Raw genomic sequence first — 26364 nt, 5'->3', positions numbered from 1 at the left:
GACGTCCGTCATGGGAAGGAAGGGGTCGTTCTTCTGGGTCTCGTTTTCATGCGGCATCATGGTGCTGACGTTCATTCTCCTGCCGCTCGTTGAAATGCTGACGGCCCCCTCCGGAGCCATGCTCAGGGAAACTCTTCAGGACAGGAATGTCATCCGATCCATCTGGCTGAGCATCTATACGGCCGCCTCTGCCGCGGGGATCTCCTTTCTGGTCGGGACCCCGCTGGCTTATCTTCTCGCACGCTCGCAGTTCCGGGGCAAGCATCTCATCGAGAGCGTGATCGACCTGCCAATCGTGATTCCCCATCCCGTGGTGGGCATTGCCATCCTGGGCGTTGCCGGAAAGAACCACTGGCTGGGGCAGTATCTGCAGGAGTTCGGTATCCGGATCATGGGAAGTACGACAGGCATTATTACCGTGCTGACCTTTGTGGGCATGCCCTTTTACATTAACGCCCTCAAGGCCGGCTTCGAGGCCATTTCCCCCCGGCTGGAAAACGTTTCCCGGAGCCTCGGCGCCTCCATGTGGAGTACCTTCGTCCGGGTCACCTTTCCCCTTGCGTGGCGGAGCGTCCTGGTGGGTTTGATCATGTGTTGCGCCCGCTCCATCAGCGAGTTCGGGGCCGTTGTCGTGGTGGCCTATCATCCCATGATTGCGCCGGTCCTTATTTATGAACGTTATGAAGGATACGGGCTCCAGTACTCACAACCTGTGGCGGTCTGGCTTGTCCTTGTATGCCTGTCGCTTTTTCTTGCTCTCAGACTTCTCGCTCTTCCGCAGAAAAAGGTATCATGATCGATATCAGGAACCTCAACGTTCATCTCGGTGAATTCCGCCTCAGGGACGTCAGCCTTTCCATTGATCCGGGAGAATTCTTCGTGCTCATGGGACCAACCGGTGCCGGGAAGACCGTGCTCCTTGAGGCTGTTGCCGGACTGGTCCCCGTTCTCGGGGGAAACATCTTCATCGGCGGCCGCGATGTCACCCGAATGCCGCCGGAAGAGCGGGGCATCGGCATCATGTACCAGGATTACGCCCTGTTCCCCCACCTGACGATTGTCCGGAACATCAAATACGGTCTGCGCTATCACCGCCTTGATAAAGAAACAGCACAGAAGCGTTTCGGGCGGTTGGTGGATGACCTCGGCATCGGCCACCTGCTGAAGCGCTACCCGGAAACCCTTAGTGGAGGGGAGCTTCAGCGGGTGGCGCTGGCGAGGGCTCTCATGGTGGAGCCCGGGATCATTCTTCTTGACGAGCCTCTGTCGGCGCTGGATCAAAATTTCAGAGAAGAAATCCGTCTGCTGCTCAAGAAGATAAACCGAAGCTCCCACATCACCTTTTTCATGGTGACTCATGACTTTTCCGAAGCCCTGACTCTTGCCACCAAGGCAGCCATCATGTGCGAGGGGGCCATTGCCCAGACCGGATCGATCCGTGATCTCTTTTCGAAGCCTGCATCCACCTTTGTGGCGTCTTTCGTAGGAATGAAGAACGTCTTTTCAGCTCAATTCAACGGCAACCAGGCCTGTGTGGACAGTCTCACCATCGAGGTGCCTCAGCCGCACCATCATTCCACAGGCTACATCGCCGTCAGGCCGGAAGATATCGTGATCAGTCTTCAACCGTTCGAATCAAGCATCCGCAACGCGTTTCCCGGCATGATCTGCGGAATGATCGATCAGGGCTTTCTTTACGAGGTCCACATCCGCGTACGGGCCGTAGTCTTCAAGTCGCTCGTCACCAAGGGAGCGGCCATTGATCTGGCTCTGGATATCGGTGCGGGCGTGCACATTTTCTTCAAGGCCTCGGCTGTTCACGTCTTCTGACCATGGCGGAAGATGTCTGATCGGCCGTTGACATATAAACCTCCGCTGCCTATACTTCAACCGTATCGGCTGCAGCATCGTGACGGTCCTGCAGGAAAGGAATGGATTCCGGCTCTTTAGGGAACTGAACCCGGTCGAGAAAGGGATCCCAACAGCAGCAATGAGTGAACAGAACAAAAAAACCGCTCCCCGGGAAAGGGACATTATTCTCGACTCCATTGCCGATGGCGTCTTTTCCGTGGATGATCAATGGCACATCACGTCCTTCAACCGCGCGGCGGAAAGGATTACCGGTGTTCCTTACGAGGACGCCATCGGGCAGCGGTGCAAGGATGTGCTGAAAGCGGAGATCTGCGACCGCGGCTGCCTTCTGAAAAAAACCATGCAGACGGGAAAACCGGTGGTCAACCGCACGGTCTACATCGTCAATGCCGAAGGTCGTCGGATGCCCATCAGCATTTCTACGGCGCTGCTGCGCGATGAAGAGGACCGGATCATCGGAGCGGTGGAAACCTTCCGGGATCTCAGCCTGGAAGAGCAGCTCCGCAAGAAAATCGAGGGGCGCTATTCCTTCGAGGACATTATCTCCCGGAATCATCGGATGCACGAACTGTTCAGCATCCTGCCGGATATGGCGAACAGCTCCAGTACGGTCCTGATCGAAGGAGAGAGCGGAACGGGGAAGGAACTCATCGCCAAGGCCATTCATAACCTCAGTCCGCGGAAAAGCAGGCCCTTTATTGCGGTCAATTGCGCCGCTTTGCCGGATACGCTTCTGGAATCGGAACTCTTCGGATACAAGGCCGGGGCCTTTACGGATGCCCGGAAGGACAAGCCGGGCCGCTTCAAACTGGCGGATAAAGGGACCCTTTTCCTCGATGAAATCGGGGATATTTCTCCGGCCATGCAGGTTCGTCTGCTCCGCGTTCTTCAGGAAAAAACCTATGAGCCTCTGGGTGCGGTGGAAAGCATCCGCCACGATGTCCGGATCATCGCGGCGACAAACAAGAAGCTCTGGGATCTGGTCAAGGAGGAGAAATTCCGGGAGGATCTCTACTATCGGATCAATATCGTGAGACTGGAGCTTCCCCCCTTGCGGGAGAGAATGGAGGACGTCCCTCTCCTGGTGGACCATTTCATCGAGCATTTCAATGTCCTCCAGGGCAAGGAAATTTCCGGCGTAACCGATGAGGCCTTGGCCTGCCTGATGACCTACACATATCCCGGCAATATCCGGGAGCTTGAGAATATCATTGAACGGGCCTTCATTCTCTGCAAATCGGGGATGATAGACCGGGTCCATCTTCCGGAGCCGGTTTGCGGCATCGCCGGTTCCCCGGAAATGCCGGCGTTGGACGCCATGTCCTTCCGGGACATGGAAGCGATTTTTCTGACCAATGTACTCCGGCGGAACTCATGGAACAAGAACCGCACGGCCCAGGAACTCGGAATACACAAAAGTACGCTTTTTCGAAAACTTAAGGCGCTGGGCATCCAGTCGCCGGGCAGGGTGACGGAAAAGGGGGAATCGTGAGTGCAGGGTTGCTTTTTAAAAAAATCTCGTGATGTTCGAAGGAGGGTTTGAAATGAACCAGTTCGTTATTTTTGCTTTTAACGGAAACCCGATGTGCTTTGTTCATGTGCTCCTGAATGCCCTGGATCTGGAAAGCAAAGGGATGGGCGGGAAGATTGTCATCGAGGGTGAAGCCGTGAAGCTGGTCGAGGAAATGGAAACGTCGGGGAACCCTCTCTACAGAAAGGCAAAGGAGAAGGGGTTGATTGACTGCATCTGCAGGGCCTGCTCTTCGAAAATGGGCGTGCTCGAGTATAACGCGACCGTGGGAATCCCGCTGGGAGGCGACATGACGGGACATCCCTCCTTTTCATCCTATATCGAAAAAGGCCATCAGGTTATTACGCTTTAAGCCGCGCCCCTGTCAAAAGAGCCTGGCAGCGATTTCCGGGCCACGGCTCCATTCTGGCGGGGCAGGATTTGTTGGTCGGCGTTCTTTTTTTCAAGATTAACACTATGAAGGAGGTTGTTATGAAACAGGTTCATGTTGTCAAAAGAAAAAGTCCGTTTCTTGTCGCGCTTTACTTCGCCCTTGCGATTGCCGTGGTTCTGGGATGGAATGCCAGCGGGTTTAGCCAGGAGTACAAGCAGATTGTCATTGCCACAGGAAGTCCCTTTGAGCTGGGTCTGGTCGACGAATTTGCAAAGGCTTTCCAGAAGAAATACGGCGGCGTTGTCCGCTGCATCAAGACCCCGACAGGGCCGGGGCTCGATCTGGGGAGGCATGGCCTGACCCATATCACCATGGGACACGAGAGGGAGGCGACGGCCCGGTTCGTCAGAGAGGGCTATGCTGCCAGAAGGATCGACCTGATGCACAATTATACCATTGTGGTGGGCCCTTCCAAGGACCCGGCACAGATTGCCGGCCTGACCGATATCAAGGAAGTGCACAGGAGGATTGCCCAGGCGAAGTCCCCCTACCTTTCCCGGGGCGATGGCGGGGGAATGAACATCCTGGAAATCAAAACCTGGAAGGAGTTGAATATCAACCCGGAAGGTGAAAAGTGGTATTCGGTCAGCAAAAAATTCATGCTGGCATCCCTGCTGGATGCAGATAAAAATGGCCAATACCATATGCTTGATTCATCAACCTGGGCTCTTCACAAGGCCAAGACGAAGGACCTGAAACTGCTGGTTAAAGGGCCGGCCAACGAATACGAGATGTGTCTCGTGAATCCTGCAAAGCACCCGCATCTTCAGTACAACCAGGATCTGGCGGAGAAGTTCTTCGATTTTCTGATCGGTGAAGAAGGACAGAGGATTATCGCCGACTTCGGGGTAGAACAATATGGGGAGCCCATCTATTATCCCGCGGCAGTTAACGTTTCAAGGTAGCGTTCCAGACTCCTCTGGAGCGGTTTGAGCGGGAGTGGATCGAACGGTCGCACGTGTCTTCGCCAGGGGGCACACCCCTGGGGGCCATTTTTTCGGCTGTTTCCCCGGGGGGATGAAGTCCCGTTATCCGGCGCGGCGACGGTGCGCAGCCTCTACACCCCAGCGGATGGCCGCCAGCAGTCCGAGAAAGGCCAATGCCAAGGAGCACCAGACCAGGGCTTCGAACGCCAGCAGATAATACTGGGACGGATCGACCGCGATCCGTCCCAGTACAAAGCCCACAATAATCAGGGGAATGAGCGCCGCAAGCCTCCAGAAGCCTCTCCAGCGCCGAAGAGCGAAGATCTCTGCGATAAGAAACCCGATAAAAAGTGCGAACACAAGATCCATTAACATGGCTGATTTTCTTCTTTCCTGTTTTCCGGCAACCGGTCGCCGTGTGAGGTTTGAAATGAGCGCGGGGTATTTTCCGGAAAATGTTCCGGGAATTTCATATCTCTTCCTCCTTGAGGAACAGCAGGTGATATTCCGATTCGGTCAGATATCTCTTCAGCATTTTTCCCATCACATCGAATACCTCCGCTAAATCTTCATCGCTCATCCGTTTCAGGATCGTTTTCATCAAAGAGTCATCGGAAAATTTTTGCAGGTACAACTGAACGGTGTCTTCATCGGTCTGCCTGTCCAGGCCATAGCCTACAAGCCCCTCATAGGTTTCCACAAATCGGTGGGTGTGTTTTATCATAACAGTGTGTCAGCCCCTTTTCTGGTTTCATTATGTTACGATGTTCAATAAATCAAATCTGGGGGAAGATATCAACCAGATCATGGCAAAAGGAATCATGGCGATGTCTATCCCGTCCCTTTGCCCGGTGGGCGTCGTGAAAGGACTAAAAGAATGATGCGCAGAAATGCAACTTTCTCTCTCGGACAATGTTCCATTATTGCAATGCTTCATCCTGCCACTGCTTCATGATTAGATTGAAAGCTCTTTAAATCTTAATGGATTACAACTTAAAAAGTCTCTTGTTGCTTCTGGCATGCTTCGTGATGATGAGGGACAGTGGGGAGCGCAAAATATGAAATCAGCCATTCCGGTTTGCGGGCAGGACATTGCACTGGTTTTTGATGATGCGGATTTCCTGCTTCTTATCGAAGATGGGGAAAAGGGATTCCTCAAAGAGGAGCGGTTGCGCTGTTCTGGAAAAACGATGATCGACAGAGCGAACCAGCTCAAATCTCTTGATGTGGATCTGCTGATCTGCGGGGCTATTTCGTGTCCTCTGCAGCGAATGATTGAAGCGATGGGGATTGCCATCATTCCCTTTGTACGGGGAGAGGCGATGGAGGTGTTTGATGCCTATTGCGGGAATCGTCTCGAAGATCGGCGATTCTTTATGCCGGGAAGACGTGTCCTGCCGGACGGGCGCATCTGCCGAGGATCTCAAGGATGGTTTCGAAACCGTCGAGGAAGGAAGGCACCGAAATGAACATAGCGATTACATCTTGCGGCAGGGAGAAGGACAGTCAACCGGATATGAGCTTCGGGCGGGCGAAATGGTTCATCTTTTACGACGAGGACACGGGGCGGTTTGAAGCCCGCGAAAATTCGGATAATGTCGAGGCGGCCCATGGTGCGGGAATCCAGGCCGCACAACGAGTGGCGGATTTCGGTGCCGACGTGGTGCTGACGGGCAATATCGGGCCCAACGCGTTCCGGACGCTTAAGGCTGCGGGGATAAGGATTTTTCTCTTCGGCAAGGATCGCAAAAGTGTGGCGGAGGTTCTCCAGGGTTGGAAGGCCGGCGAATTTTCCGAAGCGGCGGGAGCGACGAACAAGGGCCATCGAGCCTGAAGGCAGGCAGGAGAGAACTCCTTAAGCAGGAACAACCGACCTGCCGTAATCGAATGGAAACGGCCTGTTTCCCATGCATCGTCTTCCGGCAGAGGAATAACATCAGACGGGGCGAACAATTAAGGTGCTCCCAAAAAATTTCTGTCGAATATACAGCAATCACTAAGGAAAAGGAGAAAGGCGTTATGAGTTCAAAGGATACAGATCATTCCCCGGAGAACGGCGAGTGTCCGGTGGAGGGGGGACAGCCGGACAGATCGATGGAGAATCTCAGCGATGATGAGAAAGTGAAGAGAAACATGCAGCGCATTGCCCATAAAATCCTGGTGCTGTCAGGAAAAGGCGGTGTCGGCAAAAGCACCGTCGCCGTCAATCTGGCGATTGCCCTCGCCCTCGAAGGAAAGCGCGTTGGGCTTCTGGATGTGGATTTCCATGGCCCAAGCATTCCAACGCTTCTTCACCTGGAGGGGAGGAGGCCGCAGGCAACGGAAACGGGGCTGCTTCCCATTTTGATTCAGGGCGGAATGAAGGTGATGTCCCTGGGATTTCTGCTGGCAAAGCCGGAAGATGCCGTCATCTGGCGCGGGCCTCTGAAAATCCATGCCATCAAGCAGCTGCTCGGAGACGTTGAATGGGGGGAGCTGGACTATCTCGTCATCGATTTTCCTCCCGGCACGGGAGACGAACCGCTCACCGTGGCCCAGACCATACCGGAGGCGGATGGGGCGGTGGTCGTGACAACGCCCCAGGATGTATCGACGATCGATGTCAGCAAATCCGTGACGTTCTGCCGGCAGCTGAACATCCCTGTCCTCGGCGTCATCGAAAACATGAGCGGCCTGATCTGTCCGCACTGCTCGAAGGTGATCGACCTCTTCAAACAGGGAGGCGGTGAGGCAATGGCCAGGCGGATGGAGGTGCCCTTTCTGGGCAGGGTTCCCCTCGATCCCCAGATCGTGATATCCTCGGATGAGGGAAAGCCCTTCATCTACTACCATCAGAATACCGAGGCCGCGGCAGCGTTCAAGCGGATCGTCGAACCGCTGCTCGATCTCTGATGAAGGAAATGAGGGAATTGGATAAAAGGATGAAGCGCGGAACGTCCACGGTGACGCCATGAACATTCGAGTCGTGGCGACAGGGTCGACCCCCCGGGAGCGCAGAGAGAGGCGATGGGGTCTGTCACTCCTCCTCGGGAACTCCGTGCTTCTTGATACCTTCGGCATGCCGTCCGTGTTCCGGGAGAACCTCTGCCGCACGGCTGAAGACGTTTCCCGGATCCGGCATGTCGTCCTCTCCCACGAGCATTGGGACCATGTGGACGGTCTGGTGGCGCTTGCAGAGCAGAATCCAAAGGCCACCGTCTATATCTGCCCCTCCACGGAACGTTCGGTAAAGGCCTGGATCAAGGGGTTGGGAATGCCGGTGGTGGAAGCGGCCGATTGGCTCGAAATTGAAAAGAGCGTTTTCCTGTCGGGCGAAATCGCCGGAACGTGGAGCGGGAATCCCCTGTGGGAGCAGTTTATGGTGATTCAGGAGCCGCCGGGGCTTTCCGTTCTGACGGGATGCGCTCATCCGGGCCTTTCCCCGATCCTTCAGTGCGTGCGGAGACGGTTTCCCGACCCGGTTACCCTGTTGATGGGCGGTTTTCACCTGCTGAACAGCTCCAGGGAAGAGATATCGGTGGAAATTGCCGCTTTGCGGATGTTCGGCGTTCAGCGGGTCGCTCCAACGCATTGTACGGGGGAACTTGCTGTCCAGATGCTGCGCGATGCCTTCGGGAACCGCTTTCTCGATGTGGAGGAGGGCGGCCTGATCAATACGCAATCGGATTGAAGATGGCCCTGAAACCTGCGGAAGGCGCGGAACATCGGGCAAATAACCCGCCGCTTCCGCCTGTTCCATCAAAAATAAAAACGGTCCGGGATTCTCAACTCCGGGCATTACGCATAAGGGAAACGGAATAACATGTTTTTACCAAATAAAATTTTCTTCACGAAAGGCGTTGGGACTCATCGGGCGGAGCTGCACTCCTTTGAACTGGCCCTTCGGGATGCGGGAATCGAAAAGTGCAATCTGGTGCAGGTGTCCAGCATCATGCCTCCCGGCTGCCGGGTGATTTCGAGAACGGAAGGCCTGCGTTTTTTGAAACCCGGCTCAATCACCTACTGCGTCATGAGCCGCTGCGCCAGCAATGAACCCAGAAGGCTGCTGGCGGCCTCTGTCGGCTGCGCCATCCCGGCGGATAAGACCACTTACGGTTACATCAGCGAACATCACGCCTTCGGGCAGACGGAAAGGCAGGCCGGAGAGTATGCGGAAGATCTGGCGGCGGCGATGCTGGCGTCCACCTTGGGAATCGATTTTAACATTGAAGAAAGCTGGGATGAAAAAAAGGAGATTTTTAAAATCAGCGGAAAGATTGTGGGCACCAGAAACGTCACTCAGTCCAGTATCGTAAAAGGCACGGATTACACGACCGTCCTGGCGGCCGCCGTATTCGTGTTTTCCTGAAGATTCGCACAAGGGGAAGGCGACCATCCTTGCAGGGAAGCCGTCGAAAAGAAATTATTCCAATTCCAACGTCAGGGTGATATTTAGGAGCTCTTGTCAGGCCCTCGAGGCAGGGCCGTGATATGGATCCGCACCAACCGGAGAATGGGAATGACGGTCTTCAATCTGCTGATGACGGTGTTGGCGATCACAGGGGTGGCCCTTCTGTGGTTCGTTCTTCACTATTATCTGAATTCTCTCATGGAGAATCCCGACGGGATTGCGAAGGTGACCGGTTCATGCGGTGACACCATGGAGATCGCCCTGAAGTTCAACGGACCGAAGGTCGAGGATGTTCATTGCTGGACCGATGGCTGCGCGATCAGCAAGATGTGCGTGGAGACGGTGGGGATGCTTGCCCGCGGCAAGACGTTTCCGGAGTTGAACACCATCGATACGACGGCCATCCTGGAGCGGGTCGGGAAGCTGCCGGACACGCACATGCACTGCGCTGTTCTGGCCGAGACGACCTTGAAGAAGGCTCTCTCCGATTACAGGCAGAAGAACCCCGGGGGGAACTTCCGTGGAGAAGAGGGCAGTGGGGCCGGCCCTGCAACGGGTGATCGGGGCATCCCGGACGGCGTTTCCAGGACGGTGGGAGCGGGCTATGTGGTCTACCTTTTTCCTTCTGCCAACTACGTCATGAAGGCGGAAAAAATCCTCAAGGGACTCGGGATCAGCTACAAGATCATTCCCGTTCCCCGCCATCTCAGTTCCGACTGCGGCGTTTGCCTGCGGATCAGCCGGGATCAGCAGGAGCGGGTCGGTGAGGCCCTGCGGGAAAAGGTTCCCTGGGAACACCTGGCTGCCCTCTGAAAAGAAATAAGGATCCGGAAGGAGGATCTGAAGCCGTGAGCGACGTTTGACGGATCTGTTTCGAAACGGCAGTTTTTTAAAGGTTGAAAGGGCGTGTCCTGAAAAACCTCGAAGATGTCTTTTGCCGGAGACATCCATCTCTGATGAAAAGGAAATAGTTGCAGCAATGTGGGAATATACGGATAAGGTCATGGAGCACTTCTGGAAACCCCGCAATGTAGGGGAAATCGCCGATCCAGACGGTGTGGGGGAAGTCGGTTCCATTGCCTGCGGCGACGTACTGCGCCTGACGTTCAAAGTGGATGAAAACAAAAGGATCACGGAGGCGAAATTCAAAACATTCGGCTGCGCCAGTGCGATTGCGGCGGCGTCGGCCTTGACGGAGATGCTCAAGGGCTTGACCGTGGAAGAGGCTGAAAAGATCACAAATCAGGACATCGCCGCTTCCCTCGGGGGGCTGCCTCCGCAGAAGATGCACTGTTCCGTTCTTGGGGAGCAGGTTCTCGAAAAAGCGATTGCCTACTATAGAGGGCAGCCGGGGGAAACCGAAGCAGAAGAGATTATCTGTGAATGCTTCGGCGTGACGGATCAGGAAATTCTGAAGGCCGTTTCAGAAAATGGTCTGGATGCCCTGGAAGACGTGACGAACTACACGAAGGCGGGGGGCGGCTGCGGAAGCTGCCATGGGAAGATCCAGAGGATTCTCGGTTGGGTGCGCGCCGAAGCCCGCAAGCCTCGCGGTCAGAAATTGGTGCAGATCGGGAAATTTCCGGCTGTTGCAGAAGGCCTGGACGTGAAAGGGGATACATGCCAGGGAGCGGGCTGACGGGCGGCTGGGGGGGGACCCCTGTCGAGAAGAGCGGTCCTGCCCGGGATTTGCGGTGTTTCGGGAGGGATCAGGGCTTCGCCGGAGCTGCCGGCCCGAAGATCCGATCCGTCAGCTTCACGTACCAGGCGGCGGATTGGACCTGGATGATGTAGGCCAGGGCGATGACCAGAGCCGCTTCAGACCCCCGGGGGCCGAAGGCGTTCATGGCGATGGCCAGGGCGATGGAAAGGTTGCGCATCACGGTGCCGTAGACCAGGGCGATGGCGTCTCCCCTGGGAAGCAGGCTTTTTCCCGTTATCGTGCTCAGGCTGTAATTGAAAAGATAGAGAAGCAAAAGAGGCACAAAGATGCCGATCAGCTGCTGAGGCTGTTCGGCAACCGCCCGGGCCTTTACAGCGATGGCGATGAATACGATTCCCAGAACGCCGATGGTGGACAGGGCCGGAAAGCGGGGCGCCCAAATGTCCTGGAAGCCCTTCTGTCCCACCTTCGCCACCAGGGCCTGCTGGGTGGCAAAGCCCGCGGCCATGGGAAGAAAGACGATGAAGGCGATCTGCGTCATGACGGCCGCCGTATCGACGGTGACCTGGGTTCCCAGGAGCCATTGCACGTAAAAGGGCGTGGCCAGCGATCCGAGGATGAGGCCTATCACCGTCATTTTCACGGCCGCCTCAAGATTGCCCTTGGCAAAGCCTGTCCAGGAAATGGTCATCCCGCTTGTGGGAACCAGGGAAGCCAGGAGCAGGCCCAGGGCCATGAAGTGGCTTTCGGGGAAGAATATTTTTCCCAAACCGAAGGCGGCGAAGGGAATGACCGCGAAATTGATGAGCTGGGTTAGGAGCTGGGCTCTGCCGTCGCCCCCCTCCAGCACCTTCTTTATCCTGAGGGTCACCATCATGGGATAGACCATCAGGAAGGTGAAGGGGACGATCAGGGACTTGACCCACCCGGCATCGGTGACCAAGCCGTAACAAAATCCGGCCGCCATCAAAAGGGGGATGGCGATGACCAGATTCTTGTTGATGGACGAAAGAAAAGACCACATGGCGCGATGTTTTCTCCAGGAGGGGATCCGCTGCGATCATGCCGGGCCATGAGACAGTGGAGCCCCTTGATCAGCGGGTGAGCCGGATCGCCTAATCCAGAATCCCCTTGATGCACTTCAAGGTGCTTATCACTATTTCAGCATCATGTGCCGTTGAATGTTCCGGCAACTGGGACATGATTCCCAGTCCCTCGGTGGCCTCATGGAATTCCTCCGGCGACAGAGAGCTCACGACCGCACAATTGATCATGGGGTTGACGTTCACAAGTCTCCGTGACAGTTCAATGCCCGTCATGTCCCCCAGGTTTTCGTCGGCCACGACGAGATCCGCCGTGCGGCCTGAAAGCAGCGTCAAGGCCTCTTCTCCCGATGAAGCCGTCTCCAGTTCAACCTCTTTGTATCCGCCCAGGGCGGATGACAGGCTGCTCAACGAATCGGCATCCCGCCTCACCAACAATATTTTCAGCATGACATCCCCCTGAATCGTCATCCGCGAGCCGCAGCTAAAAAAGGACAGGGATTGCCGGCGGTTTGCTGATCCTGCCCCTCGCCGTCGGCCCTGTCCCGCTTTTATGGCTTTTCGTTATTGAGTTACCAGTTACCTTCCACATTCTCCTTGTCTGCAAAAGTCAGCTTTCCGTCCAGAAACGCCTGAACGGCTTCTCTTACCGTGCCGGAGGCGTCATTCGCAACCTTTACGCCGGCGGCATTGAGGGTTTTGAAGGCGTTGGGTCCGCAGAAGCCGGTGAGCAGGACTGCCGCGCCCTTGTTGTGGACGTCGGCCGCAGCCTGGATGCCCGCCCCTTTAAGAGAATTCACATTCTCCCTGTTGTCCAGAACCTCGAACGCCATGGTTTCCGAATCCACGATAAGGATATAGGCCGCCCTGCCGAAGCGGGGATCGACCTGGGAATCAAGTTCCCTGCCCTGAGATGTGACGGCAATTTTCATTACGGGTCTCCTCCCTCCTATCTTCCGCCACCACCGCCGCAGACCTGGTCATCCTCGATCATGGGCAGTTTCCCTGCGATGAGGTCTTCAACAACGGGCCTGATTTCAGGCCGCGTCACATCATAGTACACATTGATGCCGACCTGGCGGAAACCCATCAGGGGCCTCAACCCGATCCCGCCGACGACCAGCGCATTCACATTGTGCTGTGCCAGCAGGTTAACAGGCACCATGCACCCCCCCTGGACGTGGCTCTGATTTGCAATCGTGCTTACGTTTTCGATTTCGCCGCCTTTAACGTCCACCAGGGTAAAGACGTCGCAATGGCCGAAATGGCCTGATCTGTGGCCATCGAGGCCGCCGGTTTCCATTGACGGAATAGCGATTCTTCCATCCTTCATTTTTCATATCCTCCTTAAATTACGATCTAATCGTTTTTATCTTCTCTTCTTCGGACACCTGGCAATGGCAGGATTTCCAATTCCCGGCCGTGGCCTGGAAGGGCGCCCTCTTGAAAACTGCCCGGTCAGGCCTGGTTGATCTGCAGCCTTTCCGCAATCCTTTCCCAGATTCGACTGACCCTGAGCGCGGCCTCGGACCGGGGATCATACTCAAGCAGGGTTTGACCTTGAACCATGGCCTTCGTGAAGACCGGGTCAAAGGGGACCCCCGGAAGGACTTCAATGCCCTTTCCCCTTGCCAGGTCCTCTATGGCCCCGGTTTCATCCGGGTTCAGGTCGGATTTGTTGACGCAGACCATGGCCGGGATTCTGAACTGCCCAGCCAGCTCGGCAACCCTCATCATATCGTGCTTTCCCGATAAGGTGGGCTCCACCACAATGAGCACGGCGCTGGCCGTTCCGATGGATGCAATGACGGGACACCCTATCCCGGGCGGTCCGTCTGTCAAGATCAGATCCAGCTTCTGCTCTTCAGCCAGCTTTGCCGCCTGCTGCCTCACGACGGTCACCAGCCTTCCTGAGTTCTCCTCCGCAATTCCCAGCCTGGCGTGGACCATGGGGCCAAAACGTGTCCGGGAAATAAACCATTCACCGCATGTGCTCAACGGGAAGTCGATGGCCTCTTCCGGGCAGAAATACACGCAAACTCCACAGCCTTCGCAGTCTAGGTGCGAGACAATAAAATCCTCATCAATGGCGCTCCAGCGGCATAGATCGCGGCAGAGGCCGCATCTCAGGCATTTCTCCGGATTGATGATCGCTTTATGGCCGCCCTGAAAATCATGCCGTTCGATGATTTCCGGCGCCATGAGCAGGTGTAGATCCGCAGCGTCCACATCGGCATCACAGAGGACCATGCCCTTCGCGAGCGATGCGAAAGCCGCGGTGAGGCTTGTCTTTCCCGTTCCCCCTTTTCCGCTTATAACAACCAGTTCTTTCATGAGGACTTTTCCCGTTTCACAAGAGAGTCGATGCGCCGGTATAACTCCATAAACTTTTCCTTCCATCCCGGCATGTTTTCAGACAGAAGTTCACCCCGGGAATAGGCCTCGGCAATGCCTCGATCGAAGGGGATTTCCATCAGGACCGGGAGCGATTCCTCCCTGGCGTATTCCTTCACCTTCCCATACCCTATGTCGGAGCGGTTGATGACCAGGCCGCAGGGGATGCCGAGCATTCTGACCGCCCCGAGCGCCAGTTTCAGGTCATGGAGGCCGAAGGGGGTCGGCTCCGTGACCAGAAGAACGAAATCGGCTCCCTTCATGGCCGCGATGACGGGACAGGATGTGCCCGGCGGCGCGTCAATGATCGTCAGTCCCTCCGCTGCCGTCTGGGCGCGGACTTCTCTTATGAGAGGGGGAGACATCGCCTCTCCGATTCTTAATTGTCCGTCCACGAATTCAAGCCCATTGCGTCGCCCCTTCCGGATGGTTCCCAGTCCCCGCTCCTTCCACCGGATGGCCTTAACGGGGCACACCATTTCGCAGCCTCCGCAGCTGTGACAGAGATTTTCGAAGGACAACACCGTCTGGCCCAGGACGACCAGTGCCCGAAACTGGCAGATTTCGGCGCATTTCCCGCAGCGGGTGCATTTTTCTTCATCAATTTCAGGGACCGGTGTCGTAACCGTGCGGGTGGATTCAAAGACCGGATTGAGAAACAGATGGGCATTGGGCTCTTCCACATCGCAGTCCATGAGGAGGACCTTCCCGCCCACGGAAGCGGCCAGATTGGTCGCCACCGTTGTCTTTCCCGTTCCGCCTTTTCCGCTTGCCACGCTGATGATCATCATCATCTCCTGTTTGCTTGAAAATACATCCATCCAACGTATCGCCAGACCGTTCCCGTCTTGTTCGCATCAGGTGCTTTTCGGGTGAACCTCATCACCCTTTACCGGAACCTCCGTCAGAGGGATGCCTGCCGGTTTTTTGTAATGGCATGGACCATGCCATTAAAAAAAACCGGCAGGGGCGTGTCATGTATCTACCTGGTTAATCAAACGAAATGGATGAAAATTCTTTGATGGGGGCGATCAGGAGATGGAGGCGCAATTGCAATAATGCAATCTCTTCTTTGCACAAGTGCAACGATGCAATACCGCCTGGAGATGCCCTGCCGGGATCACAAAGGCGGAATCGGGTTATTTGGATCGTCCGTCCTGTCTGGGAAGCTCGATATTCAGCCGCTTGATTTTTCGCCACAGGGTTGCGGGGTGAATGCCCAGTCTGGCTGCCGTGCGTTTCCTGGACCAGTTGTTTTCGGCCAGGGCACTGTAAATAAACTCCTTTTCCTGCCCCTTCATGGAAATCGTTCCTGGTTCGGAAGACAGACCCTTTGGGTCTGCTCGGCCGGATCCCTGAAGGAGGTAATCGGGAAGGTGTTTTCTGTCGATCAGGCCGTTTCTGCAGACGACCATCGCATATTCGATGATGTTCTCCAACTCCCGGATATTGCCGGGATAATCGTGGGACATGAGAACCGCCAGCGCCTCCGGCTGAAAGCCCTGAATGTCTTTTCCCTTGCGGCGGTTGAATTTTCCAATGAAGTGTTCCGCCAGGAGGGGAATGTCCTCCTTCCGTTCCCTCAAAGGGGGGAGATAAAGGTTGACCACATTGATCCTGTAGTAGAAGTCCGTCCGGAAGGCCCCTTCTCTGACAAGCTTTTCCAGATCTTTATTGGTTGCCACAATGATCCGCACATCCACCTTTTCCGATTTGGTTCCTCCAAGTGGCTCAAAAACCTTTTCCTGAAGAACGCGGAGGAGCCTGACCTGCATGGCCGGCGAGATGTCTCCGATTTCGTCCAGGAACAGGGTTCCACCATGGGCCAGGGTGATGCGTCCGGGCTTGTCTTTCTTGGCGTCTGTAAAGGCCCCGGCCTTGTAGCCGAACAATTCCGATTCAAGGAGATTGTCCGGCAGGGCTCCGCAGTTGATCGTGATCAGAGGGCCGTCCTTTCTCGAACTCATGGAATGAATGGCCTTTGCAAACAATTCCTTGCCGGTTCCGCTTTCGCCTGAGATGATAACCGTGGCGTCGCTGTCGGACAGCTGTTCCACAATGTGGAAAAGACGATGCATCTCTTTGTTCTTGCTGATGATGTCGTGGAAGGACTGGCGGTTGTACAACTCCTTGCGGAGATTTTCCACCAGGCTGAGATCCCTGAAGGTCTCGACCCCGCCGACGGCCTGCCCCTTTTTGTTTTTAAGGAGGGCGGTGGAGATGCTGATGGGGACGCGCCGTCCTTCGGCATTTTCGATGAATATGGGCTGGTTGACAACGGATTGCCCCGTTTCGACGGTATGCCTGAGAGAGCACGACGTATCGCAGATGCTGGTCCTGAAAACCTCGCGGCATTTCTTCCCCAGGGCCTCCTCTTTCGGTATGCCTGTAATTTTCTCGGCGGCGCGATTGAAGGATGTGATCTTCCATTCGGAATCGACGGTGAAGACACCGTCTTCGATGCTGTCAAGAATAATCTGCGTCTGATTTTCCCGGTCGTTCCTCATTGCCTGAACCGTCATATTGTTGTGGGCTGTTCCCTGTTGGGCTTCGCATGCTTCCCTTACCACTAAAGTGCGCTGCATTGCCACCCTTTCTTCGGTAGGCCCGCTCCGGTTTTCATCGTCCGGACCCCGGCCTTCCGAGGGGGTCCCCCCCCAATGACAGGGGGATGTGGCGTCAAGTCCGTCACGGAGGCCAACGGCTGTTGAAATGGCCGGGCAGGTCATCGCTGACCGGTATTCCTGCCGGGTAAAATCGTCTCATTCCGCGAATAACCCTTGACACCCCGGTATTACTAAATAATACTTAAGCATCAGCTTCGGGAGTGCGGCGATGAAGAAGAAGGAAGGGATCATCACCTTCAAGGTGGATGATGATCTTTTGGGGGTTATAAAAAATATCCCCAATCGATCGGAGTTTATCAGGGCGGCCGTTATGTCGGCCCTCGATAATGTATGCCCCCTGTGCCGGGGAACAGGCATCCTGACTCCTAAGCAGAAAGAACACTGGGAAATATTTGCGGAGCATCATACCGTCAAAACGTGCGAGGACTGCCATGAGCTTTTCATCGAGTGTTCGAGGAAAGAGAATGAGTAGCCGACGGAAGAACCGCACCGGCGTCGGGGCCTTTTGCAGAAAGAATCCAACAATCGGGCGCGTGTAAAAAGAAGAAAAGGGAGATCGTTTCAGTGAAAAAAATTGGCACCGTTGTCGTGCTTCTGTTCGTGTTGATCGTGTGGTTGCCATTGGCCGGGGGGCAGGCGGTACAGCCCGGAATCCCAGTATTTGTGAGCATTGTGCCTCAGGCCTTCTTCCTGGAGCGCTTGGGCGGAAATCGCGTGGATGTGACCGTTCTCATCGGAGAGGGGCAGTCGCCCCACAGTTATGAACCGACGCCGAAGCAGATGGCGAAACTTGCTGCGGCAAGGGCTTTTTTCTCCATAGGCGTACCCGCTGAAAAGGGGGTTATGAGAAAAATCAGGCAAATACACAGGAATCTCTTGATCGTGGAGACCCACAGGGGGGTTCCTTTCCGATATCTTGACGAACGCCACGACGATCATGGGCAGGGGCATGAGAAGAGGTCTGCGGTACAGGGGGGGAAAGAACCTGATCCACACATCTGGATGGATCCAAAGCTTGTGAAGATCCAGGCCCGGAACATCCAGATGGCCCTTCAGCAGCTGGACCCCCTTCACAGGCAGGAATATGAGGCCAATCTGAAGGCCTTCCTGGCGGATCTGGACCGGGTGGATGCGCGGATTGCCCGTTCCCTTGCGCCCTTCAGGGGCGGCAGGATGTATGTTTATCATCCGGCCTTTGGCTACTTTGCCGAAGCTTACGGCCTGAAGCAGATTCCGATCGAAGTTGAAGGCAAGCAGCCCAGTGCGAGGCAGTTGGCTGATCTGATCGATCGGGCGAAGAGGGACAAGGTCAAAGTCATGTTTGTACAGCCGCAGTTCTCAAGAAAGGGTGCGGAAATTATCGCAAAGGCCATCGGGGGAGTCGTGGTTCCCATCAATCCCCTGGCGCCTGATTACCTTGAAAATATGGAGAAAATTGCAATCGAGGTTGAAAAGGGGCTTCGCTGAAAGCAACCATGGCCGAAAATTCTGTTGTCACCTTTCAAAATGTCAGCTTTTCCTATGGCGGGGCGCCGATCCTGGAAGATGTGAACTTCACGATTCAGGAGCGGACCTTCATGTCCATTGTCGGTCCCAATGCCGGAGGAAAATCCACGCTGCTGAAGCTCATGCTCGGGCTTCTCAGGCCTTCCCGGGGGACGATCGAGGTCTTTGGGCTACCCCCCGAAAAGGCCCGGACCCGTATCGGGTACATGCCACAATATGTTCAGTTTGACCCGGATTTTCCCGTCAGCGTGCTGGATGTTGTCCTCATGGGCCGGCTCGGTGTAGGAAAAAGCCTGCGATTCGGCCCATACGGCAAAGCGGACAGGGCCATGGCCCTTGAAGCACTGCGCAGGCTGGAAATGGATAACGCCTGTCATCGCCCCTTCAGTGCCCTTTCCGGGGGTCAGCGCCAGCGGGTCCTCATTGCCAGGGCCATGGCCGCCGAACCGGAACTGCTCCTCCTGGATGAGCCGACTTCCAACGTGGATATGGCGGTGGAAACGGAGCTTTTTGAGCTTCTCCATGCCATGAGCGAGAGCATTGCCGTTGTTGTTGTCAGCCATGACCTGGGGTTTGTGTCCCAGTATGTGGAGAGCGTCATCTGTGTCAACCGCCGGGTCAAGGTGCATCCCACGACGGCCGTCACCGGTGAGGTCATTGCTGATCTGTACGGTTCCGATGTCCGCATGGTGCGGCACAATCTCAAAGGTTGACAAAGGGCTGGAAAATGACTGCTTTCCTGACGGATCTTCCTCGATACCCCTTTCTCCAGTACGCTCTTCTCACCGGTCTGCTGGTGAGCGTTGCCTGTGGAATTATCGGCAGCTATGTCGTGACCAAGCGCATCACCTATATTGCCGGAAGCATTGCCCACACCGTTCTTGGCGGCCTCGGCGCCGCACGCTACTGCCAGACGGTCTATGGCATGGACTGGTTGCATCCTCTCTACGGCGCCGTCTTCGCAGCCCTTGCGTCCGCGGTGATCATCGGTGTCGTGAGCATGAGGGCGCGCCAGCGGGAGGATACGGTGATCGGCTCTCTCTGGGCCATCGGCATGGCTGCGGGAATCCTTTTCATTTACAGGACCCCGGGCTATAGTGAAGATCTCATGAGTTATCTCTTCGGGAGCATCCTCATGGTTTCGCCCCGGGACATCTGGATGATCGCTGGACTCGATGTCCTGGTCGTGATGATCGGTGTGCTTTTCTACAACCAGTTTCTCGCCCTGTGCTTCGACGAGGAATTCGCCCGGCTCCGGGGCATCCGTGTAGAATGGTTCTACCTGGTGCTTCTGTGCCTGACGGCTCTGACGGTGGTCCTTCTGGTGACGGTGGTCGGCATCGTCATGGTCATTGCGCTGATAACCCTGCCCGCCGCCGTGGCCGGGGAGCTGACAAACAGGCTGTGGCACATGATGGCTCTCTCCACGCTGCTCACCGCCCTTTTTACTGCGGCCGGCCTGGCCGTCAGCTACGGGCCGGATCTTCCGGCGGGCGCCACCACGATCATCATTGCCGGCATGGTTTACCTCCTGGTTGTTTTAAGCGTAAGGGTTTTCAGGCTGCGACGGTGACGCCGCCCTCTCATTCCGGGCTGTCTGCCCTGCAGCGGCTTGATGGCAAACGGCCGATCCGGCCCCTGAGGGGCGAACCCGCCTGAATCCAGGCGGACTGTTACGGGGAGCTCAAATCCCTGAGGCTGTTCTACTGTTCGGAACTCCGCCCCGGTGTTTCGCCTCTGGTGGTTTCTGCCGTTTTTGTTTGACACAGGCAGGGCCCTGTGGCAGAATGTGTCTGAAATTACTCGTCAATTCTATTGATTCCCCGGATTGGCCCCGGTCCGTTGGCCATTTTCCGGAAGAAAAAATCGGTTCCGATGAAAATTCCTCTTTCCCTCTTCACATATCCGTCATGCCCGGAACCATGGGGATCTTTTCCATGCATCCCGCTTCGCTGATTCTACTGACCCTGATCGGGCTTTTTTCCGGAATCGCCGCCGGCTTGTTCGGAATCGGTGGTGGGGTGCTCATCGTTCCCGCTCTGATCTATCTGGCCGGGTTTTCCACCCATTCCGCGATCGGAACCAGCCTTGCCGTCCTGCTCCCCCCCGTGGGGCTTGCCGCCGTGCTGGAATATTACCGCCACGGGCAGGTCAACCTGAAGGCCGCCCTCATCGTTGCCGCCGCCCTGTTTGTGGGCGGCTGGCTCGGTGCGATCCTTTCCAACCGCCTCAGCGGCCCCCATCTGAAGCTGGCCTTCGGGGTTTTTGTCATGGGGTTGGGCGTCTATCTTGTATACAGTGCGGTGCGCCAGCTGCCCTGAAGGCGGTCATGGAAGGACTGGACAGAAGAAGATCCGGGCGACGGGGGGAGAGGCCGATCTCCCCTTCCGCCGCAGTCGACCCGATCTCTTCAAGGAGGAAACGTCATGGCTTTGAGGGATATTCGGAATGCTCTGGGCTGGTGCACCCTGATCAACCTGTGCCTTCTGCTCGTCTGGTTTCTGTTTTTTGCTCTAGCTCACGACTGGATGTATCGCCTTCATGGGCGATGGTTTCAAATATCTGTTGAGACGTTTGATGCGATTCACTATACTGGCATGGCCCTGTTCAAAGCAGGAACGTGGCTCTTCAACCTGGCTCCCTGGCTGGCCCTGCACATTGCCGGCGGCAAAAAATGAAATCAGCCCGGTGCAGTCAAAAGAGATGCGGGGTCGTGTTCAAGGCTCAAGTAAAGCGGAAGAAATCGATCCCCGGATCGTTGCGGATTTTGAAGTCCCTGAAAAGACCGCTTCCGCCGGCGGCAACCGGGGCACGGAATGCCTCAATGCCGGAAGGACCGCCGCTGACAGCCTCTTTAAATTCCTGCAGGATGCCGGAAAATGCGGATGGCCGCCATGCGGGGAATGAAGAAGAGACTGAAATTTTAGAAGGAAGTTGCATGCGTTCCGGAAAACGTCCCGATCTCGAAAGGAATGGCCTGCTCAACGCGATCATGGCCTGCCAGAATGAGGAATATCCCCTCCTGGAGAGCCTGTACCAGGATCTCCACCGTTTTCCGGAGCTTTCCGGAAAGGAGGAACAAACGTCGCGCCGGATGGCGGCCGAGATGGAAAAGGCCGGTTTCCGGACTTCGTCGCGGATTGGCGGTTATGGCGTGGTGGGGGTCCTGGAAAACGGTCCCGGGCCGGTGGTGATGATCCGGGCGGATCTCGACGCTCTGCCGGTTACGGAAAAAACCGGGCTTCCCTATGCGAGCCGGATCAGGACGCTTACGGAGGCGGGTCAGAACGTCGGCGTCATGCACGCCTGCGGCCATGATGTCCACATGACCGTTCTTATCGGAACGGCTCGATGGCTTGGGCAGGCCCGGGATCTCTGGCGGGGAACCCTGGTCCTGGTTGCCCAGCCGGCGGAAGAGAACGCCAGCGGCGCAGCGGCCATGATCGCCGATGGCCTCTTTTCCCGATTTCCCCGCCCCGCCTTTATCCTTGGTCTTCACGTACTGCCTGAACCGGTGGGAACCCTCTTTTACCGCGAAGGCTACTGGTTTGCCGGTTCGACAGCGGTGGAGCTCACCGTGTTCGGAAAGGGAGGGCATGCCGCCCGGCCCCATGAGGCCATTGATCCCATCGTCCTGTCGGCTCAGATGATCCTGGCCTTTCAGACCCTGATCAGCCGCGAAACCGATCCCTCGGAACCGGTGGTCCTCACCGTCTCCTCCATTCACGCCGGCGCGAGGGACAATATCATCCCGGAAAAGGCCTTCTTCCAGATCAGCATCCGGGCCCTGAGCCGTGAACAGCACGACCGGATCATCAGCTCCATTAAACGGACCGCTGACGGAATTGCCTGGGCTGCCGGAATTCCAGAAAACCGTTTCCCACGGCTTTCTCTCCGGGGTTACACGCCGGCGCTTTACAACGATCCCAGGCTCACCCGCAGGCTTGCTCGCCGATTCCGGCGGACCTTCGGGCGTTCCAGGGTTCTTGAAATGCCCGTGTTAACGGTGTCGGAGGATTTCGCCCATTTCGGCCTGACAGAGCCGCGGATCCCCCTTTGCTTTTTCGGGCTGGGCATGGCGGATCCCAGGGGAAACATGCCCCCCCTGCACAGCCCCTATCTGGCGCCCGTTCCGAAACCGACGATTCAGAGCGGGATTGCCGCCATGACATCAGCTGTCCTGGAGTTAACAAAGGTTCCGGGCCAGGAGAAATAGCGGCGGCGGAAGGGTGGCGGAAGAGATTCCCGAGACAAATCCGTTGCCGCACAGGTCCATTCATTTATACATCAGGAGGTGTCAAGATGCAGGTTCTGGTTACGTATTTTTCCCGGACAGGTCACACGAAAGAGTTGGCCGGGGAGGTGGCCCGGGGCGTTCAGGAGGTGGATTCCGTGGACTGTCTGCTGAAGCCGATCGCCGAGGTGACGAAAGAGGACTTTCTCCACTCTGATGGAATCATCATCGGCTCCCCCGTCTACTTTGGCGGGATGGCCGGGGAGATGAAGGCCATGCTGGATTCCTTCGTAGGGGTCCGCCCGAAAATGGCCGATAAGGTCGGCGCCGCCTTTGCCACGTCGGGAGACCTTTCCGGCGGCAAGGAAACGACCCTGATCTCCCTGCTCCAGGTCCTTTTGATCTACGGAATGATTGTTGTGGGAGACCCCATGGACGCCACGGGACATTACGGCGTCTCCTGTGCCGGAGCGCCCGATGCAGTCACCAGGGCCAATGGAGCCAAACTGGGAAAAAGGGTGGCGGAGCTGGTGAAAAAACTCAAGGGATAGGTCAGGGCATGTTCATGGCCATTCGGCGCAGGGCATCCTGAAAAAGGACATCCATCCGGGTTTCGGAAATGACCTTTTCCACAAATCCAATTCCGAAGTTCGGATGGCGGATTGCCTCTCCAGGAGAATAGGCTCCGCTGATGGAATAAGTTCGGATTCCTCCTGCATCCTTGAGATCTTCAAGCTTTTGAGCCCATTCCCTGAGCACCGGTTTTGCCTTTTCGGCCTTCGAAGAGGGGCTTGCAGATGTCCCCCGCCTTCCTTCAGCCCGTTTCAGAAGGCCGGCGCCGCGCTGGCTTTCCGGCTTCATTCCGCGATACTTGTGCTCCGCACCGCAGGTCCTGCATTTGACCTTGTCAATGGTTCCGCCCACCTCGTAGAGGATAACGTGGGAGAGGGTCAGTCTGCAGCGCAGACAATAGGCATCAATGAGATCGCCAACGGAAAGCATGGAAACTCCTTACAATCAGTCTATTTCCGGGATATGCCCGAAGGGGGGCGCCACTCTCGGGGGCTCTTTTTCTCAAGAAGACGAAAGGCCTCCGCTTAGGGAGAAGACCTCAGGGGGGAATGATTCCCCGGTTGCTGAAGGTCCATGCGATTCAACGCGGTCAGCGCGCCTCATCGGATCAGGATGCTGTGGACAACAGGCTGCACTCCGTCCCTTGATAGAACTGCGCTTATCACATCGGGAAGGTCAAAGAAAAGCATTTTTGCCTCGGGAGGGGAATGGATCCGTTGAGCCCATTCTTTTTCCCGACGGAGACGTGTCCTGCTTCCCCGATTCATAATCCGGTCTGTAAAGGGTTTATTCAACTTATCTTGCGAAAAAAACAACGACGTTTTACGGAGAAACAGGCACACGGAACGGTTAAAAAAGATTGACTTTCCGGAAGGTTTTTAATAAGGTCTGCCGTCGTTTTTATCTCCAGGAGGATGGCTCATCCTTTCAGGATATGTGATCTTGGTTTTCGGCTTGTGAATCGGGTTGACCTGCTTTTTCCGACTATTGGCTGTGACCGGTCCGGGCCGTCTTTTTTTCCCAGTTAGCGCTGCTCTTGATGCCGGATGTTACCCTCATGAAACCAGCTGCCTTTTCCGATGACGGCCATGTTGATCAAAACCTTCAAGCCCTGCAACTTTTAAAAGGCCTCCCCCCGGCCCGGCATGATCCGGGACAGCGTCATGGAGCTTTGAAAAAAAAGGCGATCCCATGGCTGCGCGATCAAAACAATCCCAAAGCTGCTGATGAATGGACCGCCGCTCGTGTCGCGAACGCATGGGGCATTGCATCGGTGCAGGCCGGCCGCCCTCATCCTTATCAATACGTTCCGCTTTGCATCGGGCATTCGGGATGATGCTGTGGCCTGTCTTTTGCTGTGATCTGTCGGCGGATCCTCTATTGTGGACGGGAAGGCTGAACGGTCCCTCCGCATGTCCGGAGATAGGTCCTGAAGGGCATCCCTGAAAATGGATCGCTGTGAATCATGAAATCAATAAATTTCTGTTGAAGAAAGGAAGGTCTATGAATCCTGAGGAAAGATTGCTCTCAGTAAGCCCGGGCGGCGAAAGCTTCAGCCTGCCTCTGCCGGAAGACTATCCGGGAGAATTGGAACGACTGCAGCAGGTGGTGAATGCACAGCGGGACCTGGGTCGGGAAATCGTCGTCGTGATGGGGCTCGGTTTTGTCGGTGCGGTGATGGCCGGTGTCGTGGCCGACGCCGTCGACAAAGCGACAGGCAAACCCAACAAGTTCGTCATTGGCATGCAGAGGCCCTCGGTCCGGTCTTTCTGGAAGATCCCCTTGTTTAACCGGGGCATTTCCCCCGTGGAGGCGGAAGATCCAGAGGTCGTCCCGCTCATTCGCCGTTGCGTCACAGAGAAGAAGACGCTGATGGCGACCTTTTCCGAAGATGCCCTTTCCCTGGCCGATGTGGTCGTTGTGGACGTGCAGTGCGATTATTTCAAGGAAGACCTGGGGGACGTCCAGACAGGCCATGCGGAGATTGCCGCTCTGGAGGAGAGCCTGCGGATCATCGGCGACAAGATCCGGCCGGAATGCCTCGTCCTGATCGAAACGACCGTTCCCCCCGGCACAACGGAATACATCGCCTATCCCATCGTCAAGAAAGCCTTGGAAAGGCGGGGCCTGAATTCCGCCGAACCTCTGCTGGCACACTCCTTTGAGCGGGTCATGCCTGGCCGGGAATACGTGGCTTCCATCCGCGATTTCTGGCGCGTCTGCAGCGGGGTGAACGAAACGGCCCGCCAGCGTGTGACGCGATTCCTTTCAGACATCCTGAATGTGGAGAAATTCCCCCTGACGGTGCTGGACCGGCCTATTGAGAGTGAGACCTGCAAGATCGTAGAAAACTCCTTCCGGGCCACCCTGCTGGCTTTTCTCGACGAGTGGAGCCTCTTTGCCGAACGTAACGGCGTGGATCTCATCAAGGTGATCCAGGCGATCAAGGTGCGTCCCACCCACTCGAACATGATCTTCCCCGGTCCCGGCATCGGCGGTTACTGTCTTCCCAAGGACGGCGGACTGGGTGTCTGGGCCTACCGGACCCTCATGGGGTTTGACGATGAGATTTTCAAGCTGACGCCCATGGCCATCGACATCAACGACACCCGGGCGCTCCATGCTGCGGAACTGGTCCGCGATGCCCTGCGCAATATGGGAAAGATCGTTGCCGCATCAAAAATCGCCGTTCTGGGCGCTTCCTACCGCGAGGATGTGGGTGATACGCGCTACAGCGGTTCCGAAATGCTCGTGCGCAAACTGACGGAAATGGGGGGGGAAATTTCCGTCCACGATCCTTATGTCCAGCACTGGTGGGAGTTCGAAAAGCAGGACACCTATCCGGCGCCGGGGCATTCATGGTCGCGCTTTTTCCGGAATCAGGAAAAGCTCACGGAACTCCGCATTCAGCAGGATCTGGGGGAGGCGCTCAAGGGTGCCGACGCCGTGGTTCTGGCCGTCCGCCATCAAACGTACCTGTCTCTTTCACCGGATGAGCTGCTGGATAAAGTGGGGAAGCCCTGTGCCGTCGTGGATTGCTTCGGTATCCTCGATGACAGCCGGATCTGCCGCTACCTCTCTCTCGGCTGCGAGGTCAAGGGGTTGGGGCGCGGACATATCAAACGGCTGAAGGATCAGATACGAAAGATCTGAAGAAAGTTTGCGCTGCCGG

General features: G+C 56.2%; 32 protein-coding genes and 1 pseudogene. 23 read left to right on the top strand and 10 right to left on the bottom strand.

What is annotated here, in order from left to right:
- The first annotated feature begins 10 nt into the window (after positions 1 to 10).
- The 5 genes from AB3175_RS03230 (at position 11) to AB3175_RS03210 (ending at position 4741) form a co-directional block, all read left to right on the top strand.
- Complete coding sequence (locus AB3175_RS03230) at positions 11 to 796, top strand: ABC transporter permease (protein WP_367359505.1); 786 nt, start codon at positions 11 to 13, stop codon at positions 794 to 796.
- Entirely contained in the window at positions 793 to 1830 is a 1038-nt protein-coding gene (locus AB3175_RS03225) for an ABC transporter ATP-binding protein (RefSeq protein WP_367359504.1), read from the top strand. Before AB3175_RS03230 ends, AB3175_RS03225 begins: the two co-directional genes overlap by 4 nt.
- Positions 1831 to 1990: 160 nt before the next feature.
- Entirely contained in the window at positions 1991 to 3364 is a 1374-nt protein-coding gene (locus AB3175_RS03220; RefSeq protein ID WP_367359503.1) for a sigma-54 interaction domain-containing protein, read from the top strand.
- 52 nt (positions 3365 to 3416) lie between these two features.
- Positions 3417 to 3755, top strand: coding sequence for a cytoplasmic protein (locus tag AB3175_RS03215; RefSeq protein ID WP_367359502.1), 339 nt, complete (start codon positions 3417 to 3419; stop codon positions 3753 to 3755).
- Between the two features lie 119 nt (positions 3756 to 3874).
- Positions 3875 to 4741, top strand: coding sequence for a substrate-binding domain-containing protein (locus AB3175_RS03210; protein WP_367359501.1), 867 nt, complete (start codon positions 3875 to 3877; stop codon positions 4739 to 4741).
- Positions 4742 to 4864: 123 nt separating this feature from the next.
- Here AB3175_RS03210 and AB3175_RS03205 read toward each other — a convergent pair whose 3' ends face one another.
- Positions 4865 to 5137 (bottom strand): hypothetical protein, encoded by a 273-nt coding sequence (locus tag AB3175_RS03205; RefSeq protein ID WP_367359500.1) that lies wholly within the window; start codon positions 5135 to 5137, stop codon positions 4865 to 4867.
- Positions 5138 to 5231: 94 nt separating this feature from the next.
- A complete protein-coding gene (locus AB3175_RS03200) occupies positions 5232 to 5486 on the bottom strand; it encodes a cytoplasmic protein (RefSeq protein ID WP_367359499.1) in 255 nt (84 codons plus the stop codon).
- 334 nt (positions 5487 to 5820) lie between these two features.
- Here AB3175_RS03200 and AB3175_RS03195 point away from each other — a divergent pair, with 334 nt between their 5' ends.
- From AB3175_RS03195 to AB3175_RS03165, 7 genes and pseudogenes are all read left to right on the top strand, one after another.
- Positions 5821 to 6231, top strand: coding sequence for a NifB/NifX family molybdenum-iron cluster-binding protein (locus AB3175_RS03195; RefSeq protein ID WP_367359498.1), 411 nt, complete (start codon positions 5821 to 5823; stop codon positions 6229 to 6231).
- The gene (locus AB3175_RS03190) at positions 6228 to 6596 is read left to right on the top strand and encodes a NifB/NifX family molybdenum-iron cluster-binding protein (protein ID WP_367359497.1); all 369 of its coding nucleotides are present in this window, start codon (positions 6228 to 6230) and stop codon (positions 6594 to 6596) included. Before AB3175_RS03195 ends, AB3175_RS03190 begins: the two co-directional genes overlap by 4 nt.
- Before the next feature lie 185 nt (positions 6597 to 6781).
- On the top strand, positions 6782 to 7654 hold the full coding sequence (locus AB3175_RS03185) for a P-loop NTPase (RefSeq protein ID WP_367359496.1): 873 nt from the start codon (positions 6782 to 6784) through the stop codon (positions 7652 to 7654).
- A 58-nt stretch (positions 7655 to 7712) separates the two neighbouring features.
- Positions 7713 to 8432 (top strand): MBL fold metallo-hydrolase, encoded by a 720-nt coding sequence (locus AB3175_RS03180; RefSeq protein ID WP_367359495.1) that lies wholly within the window; start codon positions 7713 to 7715, stop codon positions 8430 to 8432.
- Between the two features lie 132 nt (positions 8433 to 8564).
- Positions 8565 to 9110: a pyruvoyl-dependent arginine decarboxylase gene (locus tag AB3175_RS03175; RefSeq protein WP_367359494.1), complete on the top strand. Its 546-nt coding sequence runs from the start codon at positions 8565 to 8567 to the stop codon at positions 9108 to 9110.
- 150 nt (positions 9111 to 9260) lie between these two features.
- Complete coding sequence (locus tag AB3175_RS03170; RefSeq protein WP_367359493.1) at positions 9261 to 9965, top strand: putative Se/S carrier-like protein; 705 nt, start codon at positions 9261 to 9263, stop codon at positions 9963 to 9965.
- A 166-nt stretch (positions 9966 to 10131) separates the two neighbouring features.
- A pseudogene (locus tag AB3175_RS03165) lies at positions 10132 to 10689 on the top strand (iron-sulfur cluster assembly scaffold protein); the annotation flags it as partial.
- Between the two features lie 172 nt (positions 10690 to 10861).
- On the opposite strand, the gene AB3175_RS03160 reads toward AB3175_RS03165, so the two are convergent.
- From AB3175_RS03160 to AB3175_RS03130, 7 genes are all read right to left on the bottom strand, one after another.
- Complete coding sequence (locus AB3175_RS03160) at positions 10862 to 11839, bottom strand: arsenic resistance protein (protein WP_367359492.1); 978 nt, start codon at positions 11837 to 11839, stop codon at positions 10862 to 10864.
- A 91-nt stretch (positions 11840 to 11930) separates the two neighbouring features.
- The gene (locus AB3175_RS03155) at positions 11931 to 12308 is read right to left on the bottom strand and encodes a response regulator transcription factor (RefSeq protein ID WP_367359491.1); all 378 of its coding nucleotides are present in this window, start codon (positions 12306 to 12308) and stop codon (positions 11931 to 11933) included.
- Between the two features lie 122 nt (positions 12309 to 12430).
- The gene (locus AB3175_RS03150) at positions 12431 to 12790 is read right to left on the bottom strand and encodes a NifB/NifX family molybdenum-iron cluster-binding protein (protein WP_367359490.1); all 360 of its coding nucleotides are present in this window, start codon (positions 12788 to 12790) and stop codon (positions 12431 to 12433) included.
- A 17-nt stretch (positions 12791 to 12807) separates the two neighbouring features.
- The gene (locus AB3175_RS03145) at positions 12808 to 13191 is read right to left on the bottom strand and encodes a NifB/NifX family molybdenum-iron cluster-binding protein (protein WP_367359489.1); all 384 of its coding nucleotides are present in this window, start codon (positions 13189 to 13191) and stop codon (positions 12808 to 12810) included.
- Positions 13192 to 13316: 125 nt separating this feature from the next.
- Positions 13317 to 14192, bottom strand: coding sequence for a 4Fe-4S binding protein (locus AB3175_RS03140; RefSeq protein WP_367359488.1), 876 nt, complete (start codon positions 14190 to 14192; stop codon positions 13317 to 13319).
- Entirely contained in the window at positions 14189 to 15040 is an 852-nt protein-coding gene (locus AB3175_RS03135) for an ATP-binding protein (protein WP_367359720.1), read from the bottom strand. The genes AB3175_RS03140 and AB3175_RS03135 overlap by 4 nt, the downstream gene beginning before the upstream one ends.
- Positions 15041 to 15391: 351 nt before the next feature.
- The gene (locus AB3175_RS03130) at positions 15392 to 16837 is read right to left on the bottom strand and encodes a sigma-54 interaction domain-containing protein (RefSeq protein WP_367359487.1); all 1446 of its coding nucleotides are present in this window, start codon (positions 16835 to 16837) and stop codon (positions 15392 to 15394) included.
- Between the two features lie 250 nt (positions 16838 to 17087).
- Between AB3175_RS03130 and AB3175_RS03125 the strand changes: the two genes are divergently transcribed.
- From AB3175_RS03125 to AB3175_RS03085, 9 genes are all read left to right on the top strand, one after another.
- Positions 17088 to 17351, top strand: coding sequence for a ribbon-helix-helix domain-containing protein (locus tag AB3175_RS03125; protein ID WP_367359486.1), 264 nt, complete (start codon positions 17088 to 17090; stop codon positions 17349 to 17351).
- 92 nt (positions 17352 to 17443) lie between these two features.
- Positions 17444 to 18346: a zinc ABC transporter substrate-binding protein gene (locus tag AB3175_RS03120; protein WP_367359485.1), complete on the top strand. Its 903-nt coding sequence runs from the start codon at positions 17444 to 17446 to the stop codon at positions 18344 to 18346.
- 8 nt (positions 18347 to 18354) lie between these two features.
- Entirely contained in the window at positions 18355 to 19098 is a 744-nt protein-coding gene (locus AB3175_RS03115) for a metal ABC transporter ATP-binding protein (protein WP_367359484.1), read from the top strand.
- A gap of 14 nt (positions 19099 to 19112) precedes the next feature.
- Complete coding sequence (locus AB3175_RS03110) at positions 19113 to 19958, top strand: metal ABC transporter permease (protein ID WP_367359483.1); 846 nt, start codon at positions 19113 to 19115, stop codon at positions 19956 to 19958.
- Positions 19959 to 20172: 214 nt separating this feature from the next.
- Positions 20173 to 20706 carry a sulfite exporter TauE/SafE family protein gene (locus tag AB3175_RS03105; RefSeq protein ID WP_367359482.1) on the top strand — a complete coding sequence of 178 codons (534 nt, stop codon included), beginning with the start codon at positions 20173 to 20175 and terminating at the stop codon, positions 20704 to 20706.
- Between the two features lie 105 nt (positions 20707 to 20811).
- Positions 20812 to 21063, top strand: coding sequence for a DUF6868 family protein (locus AB3175_RS03100; RefSeq protein ID WP_367359481.1), 252 nt, complete (start codon positions 20812 to 20814; stop codon positions 21061 to 21063).
- A gap of 10 nt (positions 21064 to 21073) precedes the next feature.
- On the top strand, positions 21074 to 21292 hold the full coding sequence (locus AB3175_RS03095) for a hypothetical protein (protein WP_367359480.1): 219 nt from the start codon (positions 21074 to 21076) through the stop codon (positions 21290 to 21292).
- A 31-nt stretch (positions 21293 to 21323) separates the two neighbouring features.
- The gene (locus AB3175_RS03090) at positions 21324 to 22601 is read left to right on the top strand and encodes an amidohydrolase (RefSeq protein WP_367359479.1); all 1278 of its coding nucleotides are present in this window, start codon (positions 21324 to 21326) and stop codon (positions 22599 to 22601) included.
- Positions 22602 to 22687: 86 nt separating this feature from the next.
- The gene (locus AB3175_RS03085; RefSeq protein WP_367359478.1) at positions 22688 to 23170 is read left to right on the top strand and encodes a flavodoxin family protein; all 483 of its coding nucleotides are present in this window, start codon (positions 22688 to 22690) and stop codon (positions 23168 to 23170) included.
- A 1-nt stretch (position 23171) separates the two neighbouring features.
- Here the strand turns inward: AB3175_RS03085 and AB3175_RS03080 are convergent, their stop codons facing one another.
- Positions 23172 to 23621, bottom strand: a complete 450-nt coding sequence (locus tag AB3175_RS03080) for a hypothetical protein (protein ID WP_367359477.1) — start codon at positions 23619 to 23621, stop codon at positions 23172 to 23174.
- A gap of 628 nt (positions 23622 to 24249) precedes the next feature.
- On the opposite strand from AB3175_RS03080, the gene AB3175_RS03075 reads away from it, so the two are divergent.
- Together AB3175_RS03075 and AB3175_RS03070 are read left to right on the top strand one after the other, a co-directional pair.
- Positions 24250 to 24528, top strand: a complete 279-nt coding sequence (locus tag AB3175_RS03075) for a hypothetical protein (RefSeq protein ID WP_367359476.1) — start codon at positions 24250 to 24252, stop codon at positions 24526 to 24528.
- Between the two features lie 167 nt (positions 24529 to 24695).
- Positions 24696 to 26345: a nucleotide sugar dehydrogenase gene (locus AB3175_RS03070; protein ID WP_367359475.1), complete on the top strand. Its 1650-nt coding sequence runs from the start codon at positions 24696 to 24698 to the stop codon at positions 26343 to 26345.
- Positions 26346 to 26364: the final 19 nt, after the last annotated feature.

The organism is Syntrophus sp. (in: bacteria), from assembly GCF_040768185.1.
In the GTDB taxonomy this organism is placed as follows: Bacteria; Desulfobacterota; Syntrophia; order Syntrophales; family Syntrophaceae; genus Syntrophus; species Syntrophus buswellii.
This window is presented reverse-complemented; position numbering and strand designations above follow the sequence as displayed.

Bases quoted from the DNA above. Each gene is read 5' to 3' on its own strand.
- AB3175_RS03230 (WP_367359505.1), top strand. From the start codon at position 11: ATGGGAAGGAAGGGGTCGTTCTTCTGGGTCTCGTTTTCATGCGGCATC.
- AB3175_RS03225 (WP_367359504.1), top strand. From the start codon at position 793: ATGATCGATATCAGGAACCTCAACGTTCATCTCGGTGAATTCCGCCTC.
- AB3175_RS03220 (WP_367359503.1), top strand. From the start codon at position 1,991: ATGAGTGAACAGAACAAAAAAACCGCTCCCCGGGAAAGGGACATTATT.
- AB3175_RS03215 (WP_367359502.1), top strand. From the start codon at position 3,417: ATGAACCAGTTCGTTATTTTTGCTTTTAACGGAAACCCGATGTGCTTT.
- AB3175_RS03210 (WP_367359501.1), top strand. From the start codon at position 3,875: ATGAAACAGGTTCATGTTGTCAAAAGAAAAAGTCCGTTTCTTGTCGCG.
- AB3175_RS03205 (WP_367359500.1), bottom strand. From the start codon at position 5,137: ATGTTAATGGATCTTGTGTTCGCACTTTTTATCGGGTTTCTTATCGCA.
- AB3175_RS03200 (WP_367359499.1), bottom strand. From the start codon at position 5,486: ATGATAAAACACACCCACCGATTTGTGGAAACCTATGAGGGGCTTGTA.
- AB3175_RS03195 (WP_367359498.1), top strand. From the start codon at position 5,821: ATGAAATCAGCCATTCCGGTTTGCGGGCAGGACATTGCACTGGTTTTT.
- AB3175_RS03190 (WP_367359497.1), top strand. From the start codon at position 6,228: ATGAACATAGCGATTACATCTTGCGGCAGGGAGAAGGACAGTCAACCG.
- AB3175_RS03185 (WP_367359496.1), top strand. From the start codon at position 6,782: ATGAGTTCAAAGGATACAGATCATTCCCCGGAGAACGGCGAGTGTCCG.
- AB3175_RS03180 (WP_367359495.1), top strand. From the start codon at position 7,713: ATGAACATTCGAGTCGTGGCGACAGGGTCGACCCCCCGGGAGCGCAGA.
- AB3175_RS03175 (WP_367359494.1), top strand. From the start codon at position 8,565: ATGTTTTTACCAAATAAAATTTTCTTCACGAAAGGCGTTGGGACTCAT.
- AB3175_RS03170 (WP_367359493.1), top strand. From the start codon at position 9,261: ATGACGGTCTTCAATCTGCTGATGACGGTGTTGGCGATCACAGGGGTG.
- AB3175_RS03160 (WP_367359492.1), bottom strand. From the start codon at position 11,839: ATGTGGTCTTTTCTTTCGTCCATCAACAAGAATCTGGTCATCGCCATC.
- AB3175_RS03155 (WP_367359491.1), bottom strand. From the start codon at position 12,308: ATGCTGAAAATATTGTTGGTGAGGCGGGATGCCGATTCGTTGAGCAGC.
- AB3175_RS03150 (WP_367359490.1), bottom strand. From the start codon at position 12,790: ATGAAAATTGCCGTCACATCTCAGGGCAGGGAACTTGATTCCCAGGTC.
- AB3175_RS03145 (WP_367359489.1), bottom strand. From the start codon at position 13,191: ATGAAGGATGGAAGAATCGCTATTCCGTCAATGGAAACCGGCGGCCTC.
- AB3175_RS03140 (WP_367359488.1), bottom strand. From the start codon at position 14,192: ATGAAAGAACTGGTTGTTATAAGCGGAAAAGGGGGAACGGGAAAGACA.
- AB3175_RS03135 (WP_367359720.1), bottom strand. From the start codon at position 15,040: ATGATCATCAGCGTGGCAAGCGGAAAAGGCGGAACGGGAAAGACAACG.
- AB3175_RS03130 (WP_367359487.1), bottom strand. From the start codon at position 16,837: ATGCAGCGCACTTTAGTGGTAAGGGAAGCATGCGAAGCCCAACAGGGA.
- AB3175_RS03125 (WP_367359486.1), top strand. From the start codon at position 17,088: ATGAAGAAGAAGGAAGGGATCATCACCTTCAAGGTGGATGATGATCTT.
- AB3175_RS03115 (WP_367359484.1), top strand. From the start codon at position 18,355: ATGGCCGAAAATTCTGTTGTCACCTTTCAAAATGTCAGCTTTTCCTAT.
- AB3175_RS03110 (WP_367359483.1), top strand. From the start codon at position 19,113: ATGACTGCTTTCCTGACGGATCTTCCTCGATACCCCTTTCTCCAGTAC.
- AB3175_RS03105 (WP_367359482.1), top strand. From the start codon at position 20,173: ATGTGTCTGAAATTACTCGTCAATTCTATTGATTCCCCGGATTGGCCC.
- AB3175_RS03100 (WP_367359481.1), top strand. From the start codon at position 20,812: ATGGCTTTGAGGGATATTCGGAATGCTCTGGGCTGGTGCACCCTGATC.
- AB3175_RS03090 (WP_367359479.1), top strand. From the start codon at position 21,324: ATGCGTTCCGGAAAACGTCCCGATCTCGAAAGGAATGGCCTGCTCAAC.
- AB3175_RS03085 (WP_367359478.1), top strand. From the start codon at position 22,688: ATGCAGGTTCTGGTTACGTATTTTTCCCGGACAGGTCACACGAAAGAG.
- AB3175_RS03080 (WP_367359477.1), bottom strand. From the start codon at position 23,621: ATGCTTTCCGTTGGCGATCTCATTGATGCCTATTGTCTGCGCTGCAGA.
- AB3175_RS03075 (WP_367359476.1), top strand. From the start codon at position 24,250: ATGAAACCAGCTGCCTTTTCCGATGACGGCCATGTTGATCAAAACCTT.
- AB3175_RS03070 (WP_367359475.1), top strand. From the start codon at position 24,696: ATGAATCCTGAGGAAAGATTGCTCTCAGTAAGCCCGGGCGGCGAAAGC.